Annotated in this window: 15 protein-coding genes, 1 tRNA gene and 2 pseudogenes; 15 read left to right on the forward strand and 3 right to left on the reverse strand. The window is 55.2% G+C overall.

Annotation, left to right across the window (positions count from 1 at the left end):
* The first annotated feature begins 61 nt into the window (after positions 1–61).
* From B5E67_RS03245 to B5E67_RS03305, 13 genes are all read left to right on the forward strand, one after another.
* Entirely contained in the window at positions 62–304 is a 243-nt protein-coding gene (locus B5E67_RS03245; RefSeq protein ID WP_087382816.1) for a helix-turn-helix transcriptional regulator, read from the forward strand.
* Between the two features lie 286 nt (positions 305–590).
* Positions 591–1184 carry a hypothetical protein gene (locus B5E67_RS03250; protein WP_143405376.1) on the forward strand — a complete coding sequence of 198 codons (594 nt, stop codon included), beginning with the start codon at positions 591–593 and terminating at the stop codon, positions 1182–1184.
* Between the two features lie 230 nt (positions 1185–1414).
* Positions 1415–2743, forward strand: a complete 1329-nt coding sequence (locus B5E67_RS03255; RefSeq protein ID WP_087382821.1) for a C1 family peptidase — start codon at positions 1415–1417, stop codon at positions 2741–2743.
* 220 nt (positions 2744–2963) lie between these two features.
* Positions 2964–3200 carry a DUF3343 domain-containing protein gene (locus B5E67_RS03260; RefSeq protein ID WP_087247148.1) on the forward strand — a complete coding sequence of 79 codons (237 nt, stop codon included), beginning with the start codon at positions 2964–2966 and terminating at the stop codon, positions 3198–3200.
* Between the two features lie 12 nt (positions 3201–3212).
* Positions 3213–4352 (forward strand): aminotransferase class V-fold PLP-dependent enzyme, encoded by a 1140-nt coding sequence (locus B5E67_RS03265; protein WP_087382824.1) that lies wholly within the window; start codon positions 3213–3215, stop codon positions 4350–4352.
* A gap of 3 nt (positions 4353–4355) precedes the next feature.
* Positions 4356–4967, forward strand: a complete 612-nt coding sequence (gene yedF / locus B5E67_RS03270; protein ID WP_204228826.1) for a sulfurtransferase-like selenium metabolism protein YedF — start codon at positions 4356–4358, stop codon at positions 4965–4967.
* A 37-nt stretch (positions 4968–5004) separates the two neighbouring features.
* Entirely contained in the window at positions 5005–5178 is a 174-nt protein-coding gene (locus B5E67_RS03275; RefSeq protein ID WP_242956743.1) for a hypothetical protein, read from the forward strand.
* 28 nt (positions 5179–5206) lie between these two features.
* The gene (gene selD, locus B5E67_RS03280; RefSeq protein ID WP_087382827.1) at positions 5207–6244 is read left to right on the forward strand and encodes a selenide, water dikinase SelD; all 1038 of its coding nucleotides are present in this window, start codon (positions 5207–5209) and stop codon (positions 6242–6244) included.
* A 3-nt stretch (positions 6245–6247) separates the two neighbouring features.
* Positions 6248–7063: a selenium-dependent molybdenum cofactor biosynthesis protein YqeB gene (gene yqeB, locus B5E67_RS03285; protein WP_087382830.1), complete on the forward strand. Its 816-nt coding sequence runs from the start codon at positions 6248–6250 to the stop codon at positions 7061–7063.
* Positions 7060–8448, forward strand: a complete 1389-nt coding sequence (yqeC, locus tag B5E67_RS03290; RefSeq protein WP_087382833.1) for a selenium cofactor biosynthesis protein YqeC — start codon at positions 7060–7062, stop codon at positions 8446–8448. Before yqeB ends, yqeC begins: the two co-directional genes overlap by 4 nt.
* 175 nt (positions 8449–8623) lie before the next feature.
* Positions 8624–10126: a carboxypeptidase M32 gene (locus B5E67_RS03295; protein WP_158098843.1), complete on the forward strand. Its 1503-nt coding sequence runs from the start codon at positions 8624–8626 to the stop codon at positions 10124–10126.
* Between the two features lie 494 nt (positions 10127–10620).
* Entirely contained in the window at positions 10621–11070 is a 450-nt protein-coding gene (locus tag B5E67_RS03300; RefSeq protein WP_087382839.1) for a MarR family transcriptional regulator, read from the forward strand.
* A complete protein-coding gene (locus tag B5E67_RS03305; protein ID WP_087382842.1) occupies positions 11063–12424 on the forward strand; it encodes an MATE family efflux transporter in 1362 nt (453 codons plus the stop codon). The genes B5E67_RS03300 and B5E67_RS03305 overlap by 8 nt, the downstream gene beginning before the upstream one ends.
* A 410-nt stretch (positions 12425–12834) precedes the next feature.
* Here B5E67_RS03305 and B5E67_RS03310 read toward each other — a convergent pair.
* Positions 12835–12916, reverse strand: a tRNA-Ala gene (locus B5E67_RS03310).
* 186 nt (positions 12917–13102) lie between these two features.
* Between B5E67_RS03310 and B5E67_RS03315 the strand changes: the two are divergent.
* A pseudogene (locus B5E67_RS03315) lies at positions 13103–13456 on the forward strand (replication initiator protein A); the annotation flags it as partial.
* Positions 13457–13986: 530 nt separating this feature from the next.
* On the opposite strand, the gene B5E67_RS03320 reads toward B5E67_RS03315, so the two are convergent.
* Together B5E67_RS03320 and B5E67_RS03325 are read right to left on the reverse strand one after the other, a co-directional pair.
* A complete protein-coding gene (locus tag B5E67_RS03320; protein ID WP_087382848.1) occupies positions 13987–18696 on the reverse strand; it encodes a hypothetical protein in 4710 nt (1569 codons plus the stop codon).
* An 85-nt stretch (positions 18697–18781) separates the two neighbouring features.
* Positions 18782–19765 (reverse strand): Fic family protein, encoded by a 984-nt coding sequence (locus tag B5E67_RS03325; RefSeq protein ID WP_087382851.1) that lies wholly within the window; start codon positions 19763–19765, stop codon positions 18782–18784.
* A gap of 90 nt (positions 19766–19855) precedes the next feature.
* Here B5E67_RS03325 and B5E67_RS15390 point away from each other — a divergent pair.
* Positions 19856–19975, forward strand: a pseudogene (locus tag B5E67_RS15390) (AAA family ATPase); the annotation flags it as partial.
* Between the last annotated feature and the right edge of the window lie 231 nt (positions 19976–20206).

Raw genomic sequence — 20206 nt, forward strand, 5'->3', positions numbered from 1 at the left:
GCCGAAATCGCGTTAAAGTTAAGAAAAATTCTGATGATTCGCTCAAAGTGAGGTGGACAGAATGAAAATATATGATTTCAACGGGAAAAAGAACATCTGCGGGGAACGCATCCGGGAGGCGCGCTTAAAACTCCGTTTTTCCCAGACCAATCTGGCGGTGCGTCTGAAGCTGGAAGGGGTGGATCTGGAGCGGGATTCCATCAGCCGGATTGAGATCGGAACCCGCTTTGTTTCCGACTATGAACTTCGGGCTTTTGCAAAGACCCTCAATGTTTCTCCGCTGTGGCTTTTGGGGATGGAATGAGCCAAAAACCATTCGATTTTATTCGACAGAATTTGCACCGGTTCCGCCGTCGTTTTTGGCTTTGGTTTTGAGAAAAAACGGGTGTTTTCTGCGGCGGTTTATGCTGCGCTCCGGCGGCTGCCGGGCAGGAAAAGCGGTTTTGACGGAGACGCTATTGTTGATTCACTGCATGAAAACCGCCTCTTGCGGCAAAGAACCAAAAAAGCCCCCGAAATCTGTTATGATAGGTAGAACGATGAGAGAGGACCTCTTTTGTCGCGAATTCGCAAGATAGGGTGGTACGGCCATGGAACCGGTTCAAAACAGTTTGCTCAATCCAAAACAGCAGTGGCGCAAGGCGCAGAGAAAGCGGACGGGTGAGAAAAGCGCCTCCGCGGTTTTTCTGTGGGGACGGCGGGTGGTGTTTGAGGAGCGGGCCATCTTTCAAAACGACGCCGTCATCCGTATGCCAAAAGAGTTTGCAGAGCGCGCCCCGGAGGAAGGAAATCCGCTCTTTTGGGCCAGCACCCAGCCCCAGCATCTGTTTTCCAGCAGCCGTCTGCATTTCACCCTGGCGCTGAGCTGGACGTTCAACCGGATTTCCAACGAGAATATCGCGGACATCACAAAGGTGGTCCGGCCCCTCGTGCCCCGCATTTTCCCCGAAAGCATCGTCCTCAGGGAAGAGACCTTCCCCAAAGAGGAGGGCAGTGTGTCGGTTTTGTACATTGCATCCCCCGCCGCCGGTGGGGCGCGCGGGAATGTCCTGTTTTTTGCGTCGGCTGAAAACCGGCTCCTGATGGGCAATATTGCCTTTTCCATGCAGGATGCGGACCGCCTGGAACCCATCGCCCTGGAGATGGCCCGATCCTTCCGCTGGACCCGGAAGCACAGGTCCTGAATGAGAATCGATGACCTCGCTTGCCGGGCCTGGAGGCCGGGAGGCGGGGGCGTTTTTATAAAAAGAGCTGTACCTCGTCCGTTTGAAAAGCTGCCCGGGGCGGGACGATTGACAACCGCGGCGGACAAGAGTAGTATTACGGTTGGTTGACCTCATTGTTCCCGAAGGGGAGAGAAGGACCCGGCTTTTGCCCGGGCAGAGGAAGTAAAAGATCCAGGAGGTAACAGGACATGAAAAATGCAAGACCCATCACATCGGAGATGATCGCCGCCTTTAAGGCGAGCTATGACGCCGACAAGTCGGCCCGTGTGCTGACTGCGGCGGTTTCCCACAATCCGCTGAGCAAGGTGGCCCTCGACCCGATGGCCGCCGCCAAGATGGACAACAGCTTCTCCATCGAGGTAAAGACCCGCGGCATCACCGCACAGAAAAAGAGCGGCCGCTGCTGGCTGTTTGCATCCATGAACGTGATGCGTGAAATCGTGGCGGAAAAGTGCAATCTGGAAAAGTTCGAGCTGTCCGGCAACTGGCTGGGCTTCTGGGACAAGTTTGAGAAGATCAATTTCTTCCTGGAGAGTGTGCTGGACTGCACCGACCTGCCGGTGGCAGACCGGACCCTGGACTGGGTGCTGAACGGCATCAACGATGGCGGCCAGTGGGATATGATGGTCAGCATCATCAAGAAATACGGCATCGTGCCGGCTTCGGTCATGCCCGAGACCGAGCAGTCCTGCGGCACTATGGAGCTGATGCGGCTGCTGAACACCAAACTGCGCAAGGACGCCGTGGAACTGCGGGCCCTGGCCGCTGCCGGCGGCGACACCGCCGCCCGCAAGGATGAGATGCTGGCCGAGCTGTTCAAGGCACTGTGCATCTGCTTTGGCCGCCCGGTGGATCGGTTCGACTTTGAGTACACCGACAAGAACGGCGTGTACCATGTGGACCGCGGCCTGACCCCGGTTTCCTTCTATGAAAAGTACATCGGCCTGGCTCTGGAGGACTACGTCAGCGTCATCCACGCTCCCACCCAGGACAAGCCCTTCGGCAAGACCTATACCGTCAAGTATCTGGGCAACGTGGTAGAGGGCTCGGTCCGCCACCTGAACCTCCCCATGGAGGAAGTGAAGGAGCTGGTGATCGCCCAGCTGAAGGCCGGCGAGCCGGTGTGGTTCGGCAGCGACTGCAGCAAGTTCGGCAACCGTGACGGCGGCATCTGGGACCCCAACTGCTTCATCTACGGCGACGTTCTGGGCGGCATGGATCTGGACATGACCAAGGAGGAGCGCCTGGACTACCGCGACAGCGCCATGAACCACGCCATGATCCTCTGCGGCGTCAACCTGGACGCCGACGGCAAGCCCAACCGCTGGAAGATTGAGAACAGCTGGGGCGAGGACGCCGGCCGGAAGGGCTACTTTGTGGCCAGCGACGCCTGGTTTGACGCATTTGTCTATCAGGCCGTGGTGAACCGCCGGTTCCTCACCGACGCCCAGCGCCAGGCCCTGGAGGCCGAGCCCATCGAGCTGGCTCCCTGGGACCCCATGGGCTCTCTGGCATAACCCCAATCAACCTGACCTGTCCTGAAAATCCAGCGCGCCCCGGACGCAGACCGCCCGGGGCGCTTTTTTGCACCTTCGGGACAAAGGAGCCGGTTGGGAAGCCCGGATCCAGCAAATACCCGCCCCGATTGAACCCAAACAGTCCTTGTGCTATAATATCGATGTAGTTTTAAAAATACAACGGTGCGGCCCGGCCGCCGCGCCGGGAGGGGGATATGGGTTGATACGAAAACAGGACCGGCTGGTGATTACCTTTTTCACCACCACCGATGCCATGGCTATGGAACATCTGTGCAGAGAGCGGCAGGCGGACGGGCGGATTATTCCGGTGCCCCGCAGCATCACCGCCGGCTGCGGTCTGGCCTGGTGCGCGGCCCCCGAGAGCGAAAAACCGCTGCGGGCCCTGATGGAAGCGGAAGGCATCCGGTTCCAGGGGGTGTACCGCTGCCTGGTGTAAAGGAGGCGCGGCATGATTTATCTGGACAACGCAGCCACCACCCTGCGCAAACCCAAATGCGTGGTGGAGGCGGTGACCCGGGCCCTGTGCAGCATGGGAAACCCCGGCCGCAGCGCCCATGACGGGGCGCTGAGCGCCTCCCGCACCGTGTTTGAGGCGCGGCTGGCCCTGGCGGAACTGTTCGGGGCCGAGAGCCCCGACCGGATCGCCTTTACCGCCAACGCCACCGAGGCCCTCAACATCGCCATCAAGGGCATCCTGAACCCCGGCGACCATGTCATCACCACCGCCCTGGAACACAATTCGGTATTGCGGCCTCTGTATGAGATGGAGGACAAGGGGGTGGAGCTGACCATCCTGCCGGCGGACCGGCAGGGCCGGCTGAAGGAGGCGGATTTTGAGGCCGCCATCCGGGCAAATACCCGGGCCATCGTCTGCACCCATGGCTCCAACCTCACCGGAAACCTGGTGGACATCGGCCGGGTGGGACAGATCGCCCGGCGCCATGGCCTGCTGTTGGTGGCGGATGCCTCCCAGACGGCGGGGGTCTTTCCCATCGATGTTCAGAAGATGCAGATTGACATCCTCTGCTTCACCGGTCACAAGAGCCTGTTGGGCCCCCAGGGGACCGGCGGCCTCTATGTGCGGGAAGGGGTGGAGGTCCGGCCATTGCTCAGCGGCGGCAGCGGGGTACAGACCTATCTGCGCCGCCATCCGCCCCAGATGCCCACCGCTCTGGAGGCCGGCACCCTCAACGCCCACGGCATCGCCGGACTGCTGGCCGCGGTGCGGTATCTCCAGGCCGCCGGCCTGGATGCCATCCGGGAGAGGGAACTGGACCTGATGGAACGTTTTTACCGGCAGGTATCGGCCATCCCGGGAGTGACGGTGTACGGGGACTTTTCCCGGCGGATGCGCTGCCCCATTGTGGCCCTCAACGTCCGGGATTATGATTCCAGTGAGGTGAGCGACGCCCTCTCGTCGCAGTACGGCATCGCCACCCGCCCCGGCGCCCACTGCGCGCCCCGGATGCATCAGGCTCTGGGCACCGTGGAACAGGGCGCCGTCCGGTTCAGCTTTTCCCACTACAACACCGAAGAAGAAATTGAAACCGCTGTTTCCGCCCTGCGGGAACTGGCACAGGAGGAATAAATCATGGAAAAAATCATCGACTGCCGGGGCATGGCCTGCCCTCTGCCCGTGGTCAACGCAAAAAAAGCCGCCGAGGAACTTGCCGCCGGGGACCGGCTGACGGTTCTGGTGGACAATGAGGTGGCGGTGCAGAACCTGCAGCGCTTCTCCTCCCACAAGGGATACGTCTCCACCGGAGAGAAGAAAGGCGACAAGGAATACGCCGTGGTCATGACCATCACCGGCGAGGGTGCGGCCCCGCAGCCGGAGGAGGTGGACTGCCATCGGGATACCCGCCAAAAGGGGATGCTGGTGGTGCTGTCGGGCAATACCATGGGCACCGGCGACCCCAAACTGGGCGCCGCCCTGATGAAGGCTTTTGTGTTTGCCCTGACCAAACAGGACCAGCTGCCCGAGACGGTTCTCTGCTACAACACCGGCGCCTACCTGAGCTGTGAGGGTTCGGAGGTGCTGGAAGATCTGAAGCTGCTGGAGTCGGAGGGGGTCACCGTCTTGACCTGCGGTACCTGCCTGGACTTCTACGGCATCCGGGACAAGCTGGCGGTGGGCGGCGTCACCAATATGTACGAGATTGTGGAGCGGATGGAATCCGCCGGCCACATCGTCAAACCGTGACACGCCCCGAATGGAAAGCCCGGCGGAGGAAAAAGAGATGAACCATGAAAGAAAGCGCGCGGTTGTTTCGGGCGTCGTGTTTGTTGGCGTATATGTTTTGTCCGGGGCCCTTATCCGCTGGCGCAGCTACGATATGTACCTGGAAGCGCTGAAAGTGCTGACCGCCGTGATCGGCGCGGGCTGCTACTGGATCGGAAGCAGAGAAGGATGAGCGGCCGGGCGGAAGGAGAGATAAAACCATGGAAACACAGGTCAAACTGACCAAACTGGCGGCCTGCGCCGGCTGCGGGGCCAAGATGGGGGCCGGGACCCTGGCCAAAATGCTGGACGGATTCAAAACCCATGCCGACCCCCGCCTGATCGTGGGGTACGACAAGAGCGACGACGCCAGCGTCTATGTCCTCAGCGAGGAACAGGCCCTGATTCAGACCACCGACTTTTTCCCGCCCATTGTGGACGATCCCTACCTCTATGGCCGGATTGCCGCCACCAACGCCCTGAGCGACGTCTACGCCATGGGCGGCGAGCCCAAACTGGCCCTGAATATCCTGTGTGCGGCGGAGAGCATGAAGGATGAGACCATCCGGGAGATTCTGCGGGGCGGCTACGATGCCGCCTATGAGGCGGGGGCCATCATCACCGGCGGCCATACCATCAAGGGGGCCGAGCCCATCTATGGACTGGCGGTGTCGGGGTTTGTCCGCCCCGACAAGGTGCTGACCAATTCGGGAGCCCGGCCGGGAGATGTGCTGCTTTTGACCAAGCCCCTGGGGGTGGGCATCCTGACCACCGCCGCCAAGGCCGATATGGTGCCGGGCGAGGTGATGGACCGCATTTATCAGCAGATGGCCACCCTGAACAGAACTGCCCGGGATATCATGGTGGAGTATCCGGTCCACAGCTGCACCGACATCACCGGCTTTGGCCTGCTGGGCCACAGCTATGAGATGGCCCAGGGCAGCGGCTGTACCCTGCATATCGAGGCGGGCCGGGTGCCCTATCACCCTGAGGCCCTGGAAATGGCCGAAATGGGCCTGATCCCGGCGGGAGCCTACCGGAACCGGGAGTACGCCCAGCCGGGGGTGAAGCTGTGCGGGGAAATTCCCCTGGCGGTGCAGGATATTCTGTATGACCCCCAGACCAGCGGCGGGCTGCTGATCGCCCTGCCGGCCCGGGCGGCAGAGGAATGCCTGGCCCGGCTGCAGGAGAAGATTCCCCAGGCGGCCCGGATCGGCTATGTGACCGAAATGCAGGAGAGCGCAATCAAGTTGGAGTGAACGATGAAGGATTTGGTGATTGTACGGGGCGGGGGAGACCTGGCCACCGGAACGATTTATAAGCTGCGGAAATGCGGATTTCCGGTGCTGGTGCTGGAGATTGCTTCCCCCTCCGCCATCCGGCGGAACGTGGCCTTTTGCGAGGCGGTGTACCAGGGCAGCCAGCAGGTGGAGGATATGACCTGTTATCTGGCCGGCACCGTGGAGGAAGCCCGGCGGCTTGTGGAACAAAATCAGCTGGCGTTGCTGGTGGACCCGGCAGGGGACGCCATCCGGCAGCTGAAGCCCCTGGCGGTGGTGGACGCCATTCTGGCCAAGCGGAATCTGGGCACCCATCGGGGGATGGCCCCCATCACGGTGGCTCTGGGGCCCGGCTTTACGGCCGGCGTGGATGTGGACGCGGTGGTGGAAACCCAGCGGGGCCACAATCTGGGCCGGGTGCTGTGGCAGGGGGCTGCCGCCCCCAACACCGGCGTCCCCGGCATCATTGCCGGCTACGGCAGGGAGCGGGTGATCCACAGCCCAGCGGCGGGCGTGCTCCGCAATGTCTGCAAAATCACCGACACCGTCCAGCGGGATCAGGTGATCGCCGTGGTGGAAACCCCGGCGGGAGATGTGCCGGTGAAGGCCACTCTGGATGGATTGCTTCGGGGCCTGATCCGGGACAGCTACCCGGTGACAGAGGGGTTCAAAATCGCCGACATTGACCCCCGGGCGGAGGAATATCAGAATTGCTTTACCATCTCGGATAAGGCCCGCTGCATTGCAGGGGGCGTTGTGGAGGCCGTGATGTGTTTGAAAGGGGAGCGCGGACAATGATTCAAGCAGTAGTAGGCTCCGGCGGAAAGACCACCCTGATCCACCGGCTGGCGGAGGAATACCGCGCCCAGGGGAAAAAGGTGTTTGTGACCACCACCACCCATATGCGGGCCGAGCCGGACACCCTGCTGACCGACGACCCGGAACCCATTCTCCGGGCGCTGGAACAGACCGGCTATGCCATGGCCGGGATTCCGGAAGGGGAGAAAATCCGGGCTCTTTCCCCGGCCACCTATGCGGCGGTCTGCGCCCGGTCCGATGAGGTGCTGGTGGAGGCGGACGGCTCCCGGGGGCTGCCCCTGAAATATCCCTCGGACCAGGAGCCGGTGATCCCGGACAATGCAGAGGAAATCCGGGTGGTCTGCGGCCTGAACGCTCTGGGCCGCCCCGCCCGGGAGGTGTGCCACCGGCTGGAACGGGTGACCGCCTGCCTGGGGATTCCGGAGAATGCCGTCATCACCCCCGCCCATGTGCAGCGGCTGGTGACCGAGGGATATCTGCGCCCCCTGCGGGCGGCTTTCCCGGACAAAAAGGTCACCCTGATGCCCCGGACGGATGGCTCGCTGTACCAGCGGGCGGTGGCCAGCCTGCTGGTGCAGGAACAGGATGTGTCGGTCCTGCAAAAAGAATGGTTCTGCCCTCAGCCCAGGCTGATCATCTGCGGCGGCGGCCATGTGTCCCGGGAAGTGGCGGCTCTGGCCGCCCGGCTGGACTTCACCACCCGGGTGATCGACGAGCGGCCCGAACTGCTGACCAGAGAGCGGTTCCCCACAGCGGAGGAGCTGATCTGCGATTCCTATGACAACCTGGCCCGTCATCTGGACCCCGGGGCCTGCTATGTGGTGGTCACCCCCAACCACAAGGCGGATTTGCAGTGTGTGGAAACCATCCTGCCCACCGACTATGCCTATCTGGGGATGATGGGCAGCCGGCGAAAGGTGGAGTCCACCGTGGAGCAGCTGCGTCAAAAGGGATTTTCCCGGGAGCGGATTGACACCATTTTTGCTCCCGTCGGCCTGGAAATCGGGGCGGTGACCCCGGCGGAAATCGCCCTCAGCATCCTAGCGCAGATCGTCCAGCAGAAAAACAAAAACCACATGGCTTCGGCGGACCGGAGCCTGCTGGAAACCCGGGAACAGGGGGTGCTGTGCATCGTGGTGGAAAAACACGGCTCGGTTCCCCGCGGGGTGGGCAGCATGATGCTGGTGACCCCGGACCAGACCCTGGGCAGCATCGGCGGCGGAGAAGGGGAGTACCGCGCCATCTGCCACGCCCGGGCCCATGGGGGATACGATGTCCAGACCTACATCCTCCACGGCGGCGCAGCCGGCGGCCTGGATATGGTCTGCGGCGGCAGTATGAAGGTGCTGTTTGTGCCGGTGTAAAAAAGCTTTCCTCACTGAAACAAGAGGGCTTGCTGTCTGCTGCTTGCAGGCGGCAGGCCCTTTGGTCTGCGGAGGCGGGATGCAGCGGGAAAGTTTGCAGGCCCCGGATGGACGGGTGAAACCCGGCGTGCTATAATAGCCTTACATTCAACCCATGAGAAAAGAGGGATTGTCTATGAAAGATGCCATCTCCGCACTGCGTGTTCTGGAACATCAGAACTACGCCTACCGCTATGCACAGAGCGTCATCAACTTTGACGGCGAAACCGTCGCCCCGGCGGACAGCGCCGACGGCCGAGCTGAGGCCATCGAGGTGCTGAGCCGCGCCCAGTTTGAGCTGCTGACGGCTCCGTCGGTGGATCAGCTGCTGGATCAGGCGGACGCCGCCGCAGACGCCGCCCCCGACGGGGAACAGGTTCACGCAGAGGTGCGGGAACTGCGCCGGACCCTGAGCCAGATCCGGCCCATTCCGGCGGAGGAGTACGCTGCCTTTGAGCGTCTGACTCAGGAGGCGACGGCCGCCTGGGCCAAGGCCAAAAAGGCCAGCGAATTCTCGGTTTTTGCCCCGTACCTGGAAAAACTGGTGGCGGGCCGCCGCCGCCAGGCCCAGCAGATCGCCCCGGACAAAGACCCCTATGAAACCCTGCTGGACCAGTACGAAAAAGGCTTGACCATCGAGAAGTGCGACCAGTTCTTTGCTACCGTCCGGGGAGCCATTGTGCCTCTGCTGGAGGCCATCCAGACCCGGGGCAGTGCCATCCGCACCGATTTTCTGGATCAGGAGTGGCCGGTCAGCGGCCAGCGTGTCCTCTCCCAAAAGGTAATGGAACTGTGGGGCCTGGATCCGCAGCGCTGCGTTTTGGCCGAGAGCGAACACCCCTTCACCGATGGCTTCAATACCCGGGATGTGCGGATCACCACCCACTATATGCCCCGGGATCTGCTGTCCAACCTGTATTCGGTGGCCCATGAGGGCGGCCACGCCCTCTATGAGCTGCACGTGGACCCCAAACTGGATTACACCGTGCTGGCCGGCGGCGCTTCCATGAGCCTGCATGAGAGCCAGAGCCGCCTGTTTGAGAACATGGTGGGCCGCAGCAGGGGATGCATCCATCTGCTGTGGTCGGCCATGCAGGAGCAGTTCGGCGGCCAGCTGGCCGCCGTGACCGAAGAAGAACTGTACCGCGCCGCCAACCGGGCCGAGCCCGGCCTCATCCGCACCGAGGCGGACGAGCTGACCTACTGCCTGCACATCATGGTCCGCTATGAGCTGGAAAAGGCCCTGATCCATGGGGAGCTGGCAGTGGCTGACCTGCCCGCCGCCTGGAATGCAAAGTACAAGGAATATCTGGGCCTGGATGTGCCCGACGACGCCCACGGCGTACTGCAGGACATCCATTGGGCCGGCGGCAGCTTTGGTTACTTCCCCAGCTATGCCCTGGGCAGCGCCTATGCGGCCCAGGCCATGGCCGATCTGGAACGGTCCATCGACTTTGACGGGATGTACGCCTCCGGCGACCTGGCCCCCCTGCGGGAGGCCCTCGCCCGGCGCCTGTGGCACTACGGCAACCTGAAAGAGACTTCCTGGCTGGTGGAAAGCCTCTGCGGCGGCCCCTTCGATCCCCAGTATTACGTGGACTACCTGACCCGCAAGTACACCCAGCTCTATAACCTGTAATCGGAAAGAGAAGCTGCCTGCCGGCACGTTTTGGCCGGCTGGACGTACACAGAAAGACCCGGAACCGTTGGGTTCCGGGTCTTTCTTTGCAATGTTGGGATGAAATATTCCGGCTCCAATAAAACCGAGCAACTGCCCGGACACAACAAAAAATCCGCTTCGCTTCGGGAATGGATTTCGTTTGGTGGAGATAATCAGGATCGAACCGCTGACCGTTTGCATGCCAGCGGAGCGCTCGCTCGAGCAGTGCTTGGGAGATGGAATCCATCCTCGTTTTTCAGGATGCCGAAGAAATATTCCGCCATGGCGAGGCGGATGGCTGTTACTCCGCTTTAAAAGATGGCCTTTGACGCTTTGCATCGGTATATGACCGCCTCCGTCCGCTGATACCAGTGGAGCCGCACGGTTTTTCGACGGAAACAGGGGAAAAGGGGCTTGACAAAAACGGTGTTTTCTATATAATTACCAATGGTAACTATATGAGGAGGACAAAAATGGAACCGAAAACCATCAAAGCACTGCTGGATGCCTGTTATTTGGCCAAGCGCTGCCGGGATTTGCTTCCGGCGCTGCCGGAAGGCGTGGCGCCGGCATACATCACATATCTGGATGTGATCCAAACGCTGCAGCAACAGGGCAGGCAAATCAAAATCTCGGATATCAGCGATGCGCTGAATCTTCCTCGGCCGGGCGTGACCCGCACGGTGAAGGAAATGGAGGCCAAAGGCTATCTCTATAAGAGCGCCTCTCCACGGGATGGACGGATTACCTACATTTCGGTCACTGAGGCGGGGAAGAACCTGTCCCGGATCTACAATGAACAGTATTTCGCCCGTTTGGCGCCGCTTTTGAGCGGAATTTCGGAGGAAGAGGCCGACTGCACCATTCAAACAATTCAAAAATTCTATCGCGTTATGTCGGAAGGAGGCGTTTCTGTTGAATAAGAAAAGTGCAGATTTTACCCAGGGCAGTATACTCCAGAAGCTGCTCTGGTTCATGGTTCCCATTCTTGGAGCCCTGATTTTACAGGCCGCCTATGGTGCAGTGGATTTGCTGGTTGTAGGGCGGTTCGGGTCCACATCGGGGCTTTCGGCTGTCTCCACGGGGAGTCAAATCCTGAATCTGGTCACATTTGTTGTGACGCAGCTTGCCATGGGCATCACGGTCTTGATCGCACGATATCTGGGCGAAAAAAGACCGCAGCAGGTTGGGTCTGTCCTGGGAGGAGCCATTCTTGTTTTTGCGCTGATCTCGGTGGGCTTGTGTGTTGTATTGGTGGGGTTTGCCAGGCCCATCTCTGTGCTGATGCAGGCGCCGGCAGAGTCTCTGGATCTGACCGTAAGCTATGTGCGCATCTGCGGAAGCGGTATTTTCTTTATCGTTGCCTATAATGTGCTCTCCGCCATCTTTCGTGGAATGGGAGACAGCCGTTCTCCGCTTTTGTTTGTTCTAGTGGCCTGCGTGGTCAACATCCTGGGAGATCTGCTGCTGGTGGCGGGGCTCCAGATGGATGCCGCCGGAGCGGCTCTCGCTACAGTATTTGCACAGGCGGTCAGTGTGGTTTGTGCAGTGATATTGCTGATCAAGAAGGAGCTTCCGTTCTCTTTCAGTCCGAAAGAAATCCGGCTGAATCTGCAGTGCCGCAAATTCCTGGCCATTGGATTGCCTCTGGCTTTGCAGGAATGCTTGACGCAGCTGTCCTTCCTGGCACTGTGCGCTTTTGTAAATCGCCTGGGCCTGGAGGCTTCTTCCGGATATGGCGTAGCCAGCAAGATCGTCAACTTTGCCATGCTGGTTCCCAGTGCGGTCATGCAGTCGATGGCGTCCTTTGTGTCGCAGAATGTGGGAGCAGGCAACCCGAAGCGCGCAAAACAAGCCATGTTTACCGGAATCGGTGTGGGACTTGGTTTTGGCTGTGTGGTTTTTGCCCTGGTTATGCTGAAGGGCGATGTGCTGGCTGGCATCTTCTCCTCCGATGCAGTGGTCGTCCAAAAGGGCTTTGAATACTTAAAGGGATTTGCCCCGGAAACCATCGCCACCGCGATCCTGTTTAGTATGGTGGGCTACTTCAATGGAAACCAGAGAACGCTTTGGGTCATGATTCAGGGATTGGTTCAAACCCTTCTTGTCCGCCTTCCCATGGCGTATTTCATGAGCATTCAGCCCAACGCAAGCCTGACCCGGATCGGCCTTTCCGCCCCGATCTCCACCGCAGTTGGAATCCTTTTGAATGTGGGATTTTTCATTTATTTTGTCCGCGAACAAAACAGCGGCAAATACGCAGCCAAACTGGAATAACCGAAAAGGACCGAAACCGTATGGCGCATTTTCGCCAGCCGCATCCTTGTCAGACCAACCACGATGTGAAGCTGGTCCGTGCTATGGAAATGATTGCAACAAATCGTAAGAACTTGGAATAATATAAAGAGGCACCCCATTGGCAACAAACAAGTCAAAGTACTTGTGCTGCGAATGGGGTGTTTTATGGTGTTGGGGTATCTTGGGTGCGAATACAGGCGGCTGAATGGCATACACAAAGCGGGCTCACATTTAGCAAAAACAAGTCGAAAACACAGGTCTTTTGGCCAAAATCAGTATCGCAAGGGGTATAGCTGGCTCGGGCGCAGATAAAAAATGCCCGTTGCTTTGCGCCGCCTGTGAAAAAAGAAAAGCCTTGAAAACGTAGTGTTTTCAAGGCTTTCCGCGTTTGGTGGAGATAAGCGGGATCGAACCGCTGACCTCTTGAATGCCATTCAAGCGCTCTGCCAAGCGGTATGTGTACACACCCCCGTGATTGATGCTTGGAAGATGCAATAAATACGATAATACGAATAATATTATTTCTTTTAAAATCATTTTTAACCTGATAGGCTGTAAGAAAAAGTAAAAAGAAGATTTTTCTACGAAAAGAGCATCTTGATTCATGTCGGAACCAAAGTGTTCTTTTTTTGTGCCCAATCGGAGAAAGGAGACTATATGCTGGATTACTTTTACGGCGGACAAGCCGATCTTTTTTCCTTCTACAGATTACCCAAAGCACTCTTTGCGGACACCAGATTCCGTGGAATTTCGGCAGAGTCCAAGATTCTGTATGGCCTCCTGCTGGATCGAATGAGTCTGTCCATTAAGAGCGGTTGGCTGGATAAGCAGGGGCGAGTGTATATCATCTTCACAACGGATGAAATTATGAAGGCCTTCTACTGTGCGGACAACAAGGCCACCAAGCTCATGAAGGAATTGGAAGGCTGCGGTCTGATCGAACGGAAACGCCGGGGACTCGGAAGACCCAGCCTGATTTGTGTGAAAAATTTTATCTTTGAATCGTCAAAACGCAATCATGCACAATTCCTACACTGCCCGGGTACAGCACAATTTGAATGCAAAATAATTGATGTCTACCGGTCAAAAAGAGGGTGATGATTTGCCCCTGAAAAACAGCCATGATAGATATAACCAGCTAAAAAGAAAGTACAGAAAATCCAAAATAGTGTAAACTCTATTAGATTTCCTGAATGCGTCAGCCTATTTCAATCAAAAACTCGTGTTGCGTCGTTGCGTCTCAGAACAGAACTTTTTGGAATAGCTACGCATATGAATGCTTTTACACAGGTTAGATTTACGTAAGCACATTTTACCCGTTTAGGATTATATTTTTATTAGGCCGACAATGTATCTAGGGCAAAATAGCTTCCATATTCTGCTTATTAACATATCAAGAACCAGTATAAATAAATGGTTTCGCTCTTTTACAGCATGAATGCTAGAGAGATGAACGTTAACGCTTCTTTTTGTTTTGGAATCTGCATAAGAGTAGATGTTTTTGTTTTTAGATTCAACAGATGAGGATACTTCTTTATAAATTAAATGATATCTTCTCGCAACAAAAAGCCAAAGGAAGATCCGACATCTACAAAGAAATTCAGGACGTTCAGAACTTCGCGTTTGCGCAAAGGATTTGATTTGAAAGAGTACAGATGCTGATAAACATAGCGATACATATACTCTTCGATATAATAGACGGTGTTTATTGGGAGAGAAGCTTGTCGCAGTTGAGGGTTGTTGGAAATTATATCACTCAGCCACTCGACGCCGCTTTCAAAGAATACTTTAGCTCCAATGCCATTCAATATGCGGCCAATGGAATACAAAACTGCAGGATGTGCACCCATTCTGATTACGGATGCTTTATAGAAAAGTATACAATCTTCTCTGAGAGAGTGCCAGGAGGTGATTTTTTCCTTCCAAAAAGGTCCAGCTAAAAGGAATTCTGTCAGGACGTTGCCCATGCCGTAGTCAATTGAGGGCTCTCGACCTATTACTTGGTTAGTGGGGTATAGGAGTTCAAAAGCTGAGAAGATATAACTTTTTAAAAGATTCCATAGTTTCCAGAAAGCGTTATAACGGGGAGAGGTGTCTTCTAATACAATGATGTTCTGTAAAAGATGAGCAAACTCTCTGTCGTATCGAACATGACGCATCAAATGTTCCAAAAAGAGACTCTGTTGTTCTTCAGAAAGATTCAAAAGGTAATCGCTAAGCCATTGGATATAGCCTTGCTCACCTTCAAAATCCCGATGGATTTTTTCGCTTGCAGGCTGGGATCCAAACAATGTGCTCCAGACCTGCCGGCCAATCTTCAAAACAAAATCCAAAGATCCTTCCACAGGTTCAGGGGGCATCATCTGCTGCAAAGCAATGAGCTGATCCATCCCCAGACCCTCCAAAGGAATGTCTTCCAAGCGGAAACCATCCTTTTGAAACAGGCTTTGGAGTTCCTGGCTGTGTGATTCAAAGAACGCTTGGGTGGTGATGTCGCGGCGGCGAAGCGGAATGGAGGAAGCATACTGCGGCCTCCACACTGCGTATGCATACATCAATTTCAAGACTGCGTCAGGGGAGGTCTGCCAGAGGGTGGAAGCAATGCTGTGCAGCAATCCGCGCTGGCTGCTGTTGACGATGGTGAGCACAAGTAGCATGAAAAAGGGAGAAGACCAGTCTGCAGTGAAGGTGCTGCCGGGCACCAAACTGGCCAGGGCAGGGAAAACTTTGTCCGGGTTATAGGCTGCTGCATCGGTGTCCTCCACCACGGATTCGAAACAGGCCGTCAAAAGCACAACCTTGCAAAAGATAAAATCCTCTTGGCCCAAGGCGGCCTTGTTGTTTTGTACAAGAACAGCACAAGCGTTTATGGCTGCAGAAATATTGAAAAAGAAATCTTTCTTTTCCTCTTCCAGAATTTGATGGACTTCATTCATCACCAACTGGATGTCATCAAATTGAGGATATTTTTCATTGGCACTGGGGTCATGCTGGAGTTTTGCATCAGACCAAAGCATTAGCGGCATGTGCCGCATAAATTCTTTCTGGTTCTGTTGCGTTTGGGCGCTGCGTTTTTTGAGATGATCCGGCATAACCGGTGCGATGGAGAGGGTCACGCGATCCTGTGCGATGGACTGGCACTGAACCTGACATTTTCTGAGATCACTTCGATAGTATGCAAATTGATAAGATTCCTCCCAGGAGGCGATGTCTTTTGTGGCCTCGTCAAACGCAGCATATAACTGTGATTGTTGCTGTTCCCACTGTTCTTCAGAAAGGGCACCCTTCTCAAGCTGGTAGCCCAATAGAATTTCCTCAAATCGTTTTTTGCGGAAAGGAAGGTTATTGGACTCAATTCTTTCTTCGTCAAACTGTCGGCCAAAGGGGGATATTCCTTTGAAAAAGTTAGCGCTATGCTCTTCTGTCCAACGAGAAATATCAAGAAGAAAAATCTCTTTTGTCTTCAATAAAATACAGCTAATAGGAAAAAGTTTTTCCGGATATGCAATGACTGCGCTGAGTACGACGGCAGTGATGGCTGCTGTCCAGGAATGCCGAAGCAGATATTCACAAATCTGACAGCTGGTTTCCTCATCGGAGCTTTCAACAAACTGTAGCAGCCATTTTTCCAGAGCCATCAAAATGCTTTTCAGCAGGTCCGGGGTGACGGAAGTGCCCCGGTACATATTCCACAACCGATTGCTGCATACCTGGCTTTGAATGGTTCCATCAGGGAAATGAAGCTGGATCAGATAGCATTCAGAATACTTTTCAGCCAGGTGTGAATCTTTGTAGCACCTGGAAGTGTAACTCATAACCCGAAGGATCATATTCACCGTCGGCATGGGCGTGGCGTTCAGCAGCAAGTACAGGGGGGTCTGCAGAGCGCTTTCCGGACTATAGGCGGTGTGGGTGTCAAGAGACAAGCCGAAAGCATGCTCTATGCGGAAAGCAAAACCGGAATCGTGTTCCTGCCGGGACAGGTAGCACCAATGGCTCTCGGCCAGGGAAAGCAGCTTTTCCGGGATTGCCAGGGCAATGTTGCCACAGCTGAACGCATTGGAGAGACTTTTCTGGATCAGGAGATAGTATTCGCTGCCGCGCTCCAGCGGCGGCTCTTTCGCGGAATCAAAAATGCTGCCCAATTCCTGTTTGAGTTCCATCGCGGCAGCCAGCATGACATCCGTAAAAGCAATAAAAGAAGCATTCTGCTCCAAAGAATACCGGGACTCGGTGCCCCACATGGCATGCCGCAGGTACATTGCAATCTGTCCGGCGAGACGTGTGGTCTCTCCTGTTTTATATTTGGTAGTCCATGTTTTTAAGGCGTCGGAAACAATGCCCAGATTTTGATTGGTCCATGGGATCAAAGAGCGATTGTTGTAAATATACTGAAAAACGGTATGCCAAGCTTGTCCAGCAGGACAGGTATAACGATATTTTTGATTTGCAAGTTCAGGAAAAACTTTGAATAGTTCCTGATCACTATCCCGGCAGGCGGTGTTCAGTAGAAAAACCATTCGGGTAAATAACTGGTATTTATTTTGACTGAGTACGGGGTCAATTGCCTGGAAGCAATGGTTTTCTTCGGTCTGCATCAGAGCGATCATGGTTTCATCCTTCCATGTCTGATCCAGATCGCTTTGAAATACAGAGATTAAAAAACTGGGACAGTGGTCCGCGCCGTTGGCAATTATGGATTCCAACCAAATACGATATAGTTTCCTGGCCCGGAGGGATAGACCGAATCCATTCAAAACCTGCTTGACATCTGTCTCTTCCTGATATCGCTGATCTAGGATGTGTTTTACGATCAGTTCTTCATAGACATCATGGCCCATCATCCAGAGGTTCGGGGAGTTGTCATAAACGGCAATAATCCCGCTTTCCTCCAGGGCTGCCAGGGCGTCCTGGTCGTCTTTTGCGCTGCTCCTGTAAATGCTGGCCTCCCGCTGGAGCATAGAGAGGACAATGTGCTCAGCCATTTCTTCCCGCCGGACGGGAAGACCGCCGGCGCGGTGCCGGATGTTGCAGATGACGCCGTCCCAGACCTGCCGCAGAAACATTTCTTCGGAAGAGATCTGATCCAGACTGAAGAGATCCAGCTTTAAGTACAACTGCAAATAAAAGAGATCCTGCAAAAGGCTGCAAAGTTTCTGGTTCTGAGGCAGTGGAAACTGGTATTGGGCCGAGAGATTTTGCAATTCGGTGTGGGTGATAGGTTTTACTTGAAATAAATCATAGGTGACGTCTTTGAGAACATTCCTACAAAAACTGTCTTTATAGATTGTACGAATGGTGAAAATCATTTTCCATCCATGGTTGATAAACTGCTGAATAATGGAATCAAAGACTTTCGGGTAGGATAATGCAGAAAATTTCTCTGCGGATTCGATGATGCAAACTTTCCGGTTTTCCTGGCAATAGGCAGAAAAAAGATCTTCCAGCTGGTAAGGCCCATATTTATTCAGAAATAGATTTTCTTCTTCAACATCGAGATCAGTAGAGGAAAAGAAAAGGCAAACGCTTTGATCTCCTTGCGCTTCCTGATGCTGGACGAGATCTTTCACGATTCCGGATTTGCCGGTACCAGCATCGCCATAAACAACACAGGCTGCGTGCTCTGACTGCCAAAGTGTGCTGAGCGCCTGTATATCATGCTGGACCTTGATCTGGCTGCCCTGATACGGAATGGAAGACTGGATGTTATGGAAAATGGATTGGCTTCTGCTTTGGATCCAATCCATCCACTGGGCCATCCCGGGATTGGGATTGAAATACAGATCGCGCACAAGAGGCAGATGCAAAAGGATTTGCTCCATATGGCTGGGAACCCGCCATTCAACGAGGACGCCTTCCGCTTCTCCGCACTGTTCAATGGCCTGCTGATAGGCAGGCTTTTGGGTTCCATCAAGGGTGCTGGCCGACATCTCCTTGTTGAGATAGAAAAGAATTCGCTGGAGATCGGGATATTTCTTCTTTGCGTCTGTGATGACCTTTTTTAGGTCGTTTTCCTTGGATGAAAGAGGGGTGGCCGCATCGTAATATTTGGCCTGAAAACCAGTCTGCAGCCCGTCGGGAGCTTGTACGGGCTGTGTTTCGATGTATGGCTGGTTGAAATATCGAAAAACGCCTCCCGGCAGATGCATCTCATAACAGAACAGCGTTGTAGCGAGGTTTTCAAAGGCGGCTCTGGGATTTTGAGAGAACTTAAACGCAAAGCAGTCCCAATCAACTGGAATGTTTGTCATATAAAGACCCCCTTACAATGACAAATATAATTTGTGGTGAATTATGCCATAGATGTAATCAATTGGCAATGCATTATTCCATTGGTCAAGGCAGCCGGTAGGCCCAATACTTGCCAGCATGGACTTTCACCAGGTGCCCGTTGGCAACCAGACCGGCAAGGATGCGGTTGGCCGTCGCAGCCGACACACCGCACAGCGTCCGCACATCGGCGTTTCGGATGCAGTCGTAGCTCTTGAGATACGTCTCGATTTGACGCCAACGGGCAGTCTCCTTGTCGGGTGCTTCATCGCTCATACCATCACCCGCGGTGATGGCCTCGGTGAGGGCTGCCTGAATGGCCGACAGCATGAACTCAATGAACGCAGTGGATTCTCCCGCATTGTTGGAGGCGTTGATTGCTTCATAATACTCCGGTTGGCGGTCATGGATGACGGATTCCACCGGAAGCCAGGCAAAAGCCGGATTCCACCGAGAGAGCAACAAGGTATGCCACAGTCGGCCCACCCGTCCGTTGCCGTCGGCAAAGGGGTGGATCAGTTCAAACTCATAATGAAAGACACAACTACGGATCAGCATATGCAGATCACTATTCCGGATCCAGTCCAGCAGGTTTGCAATCAGGCCAGGGACATACTGAGGCAGCGTCCCAAAATGAACCACCCGCCCCTGGCTGTCTACCACGCCCACTGGCCGGGAACGGAATACCCCGGCTTCTTCTATCAAACCGCGCATCATGATGCTGTGGGCCATCAGCAGGTCATCTACCGAGTACGGGTCCAGCTCGTCCAGGTGTTCATAAATCTCATAGGCATTTTTGACCTCGGCAATGTCTTTGGGCGGCGCGAGAACGTGTTTGCCGCCCAGCACAGCCGTGACCTGCTCAAGAGAAAGCGTGTTCTGCTCGATGGCCAGAGAGCCGTGAATGGTCCGAATCCGATTGGAGCGGCGCAAAGTGGGGTTTGCAGGCAGTGAGCTGACAGCAGTTAGCCGGCCCACCAGCTCGGCAATCTGCGCCACGCTGTCAATGATCTGGTGTGTGATTTCAAAGGGTGGCTGTTTGCTTTTCATGCATGGAACCTCCACAGAAGCAAAATGAACACCATTATTGTAACATACATCCATCATCACATCAATCGAAATGATGATTATAAATGAGAGATGAAAAAGAAGAAGGACGATGTGACCCCAAAAGCAACTGTAATTGCCATTGTCAACCAGAAGGGAGGTGCAGGAAAGACCACGACCAGCGAAGATTTGGACGTTGGCATTGCCATGGAGATTGGCGGGTGGACGTAGCTCCCAGGTGCTTCGATCATATCCACGCCTGTACATCGGGAATATCTGGATGACCATAGCCAACAGCTGAACGAGCTTCAGAAAGGAGATAACGCTTAGGGTGTATCTGAAAACTCAAAAACGCCCAAAAAAGTGTTAAAAAGACAAGAAAAAGACATAAAAGGATTCTATCATAGGCAGTGCAAGGAAGTGATAGCATGACGATTCATCGTT

This window comes from Faecalibacterium sp. An122 (genome assembly GCF_002160895.1).
Classification (GTDB): Bacteria; Bacillota; Clostridia; order Oscillospirales; family Ruminococcaceae; genus Faecalibacterium.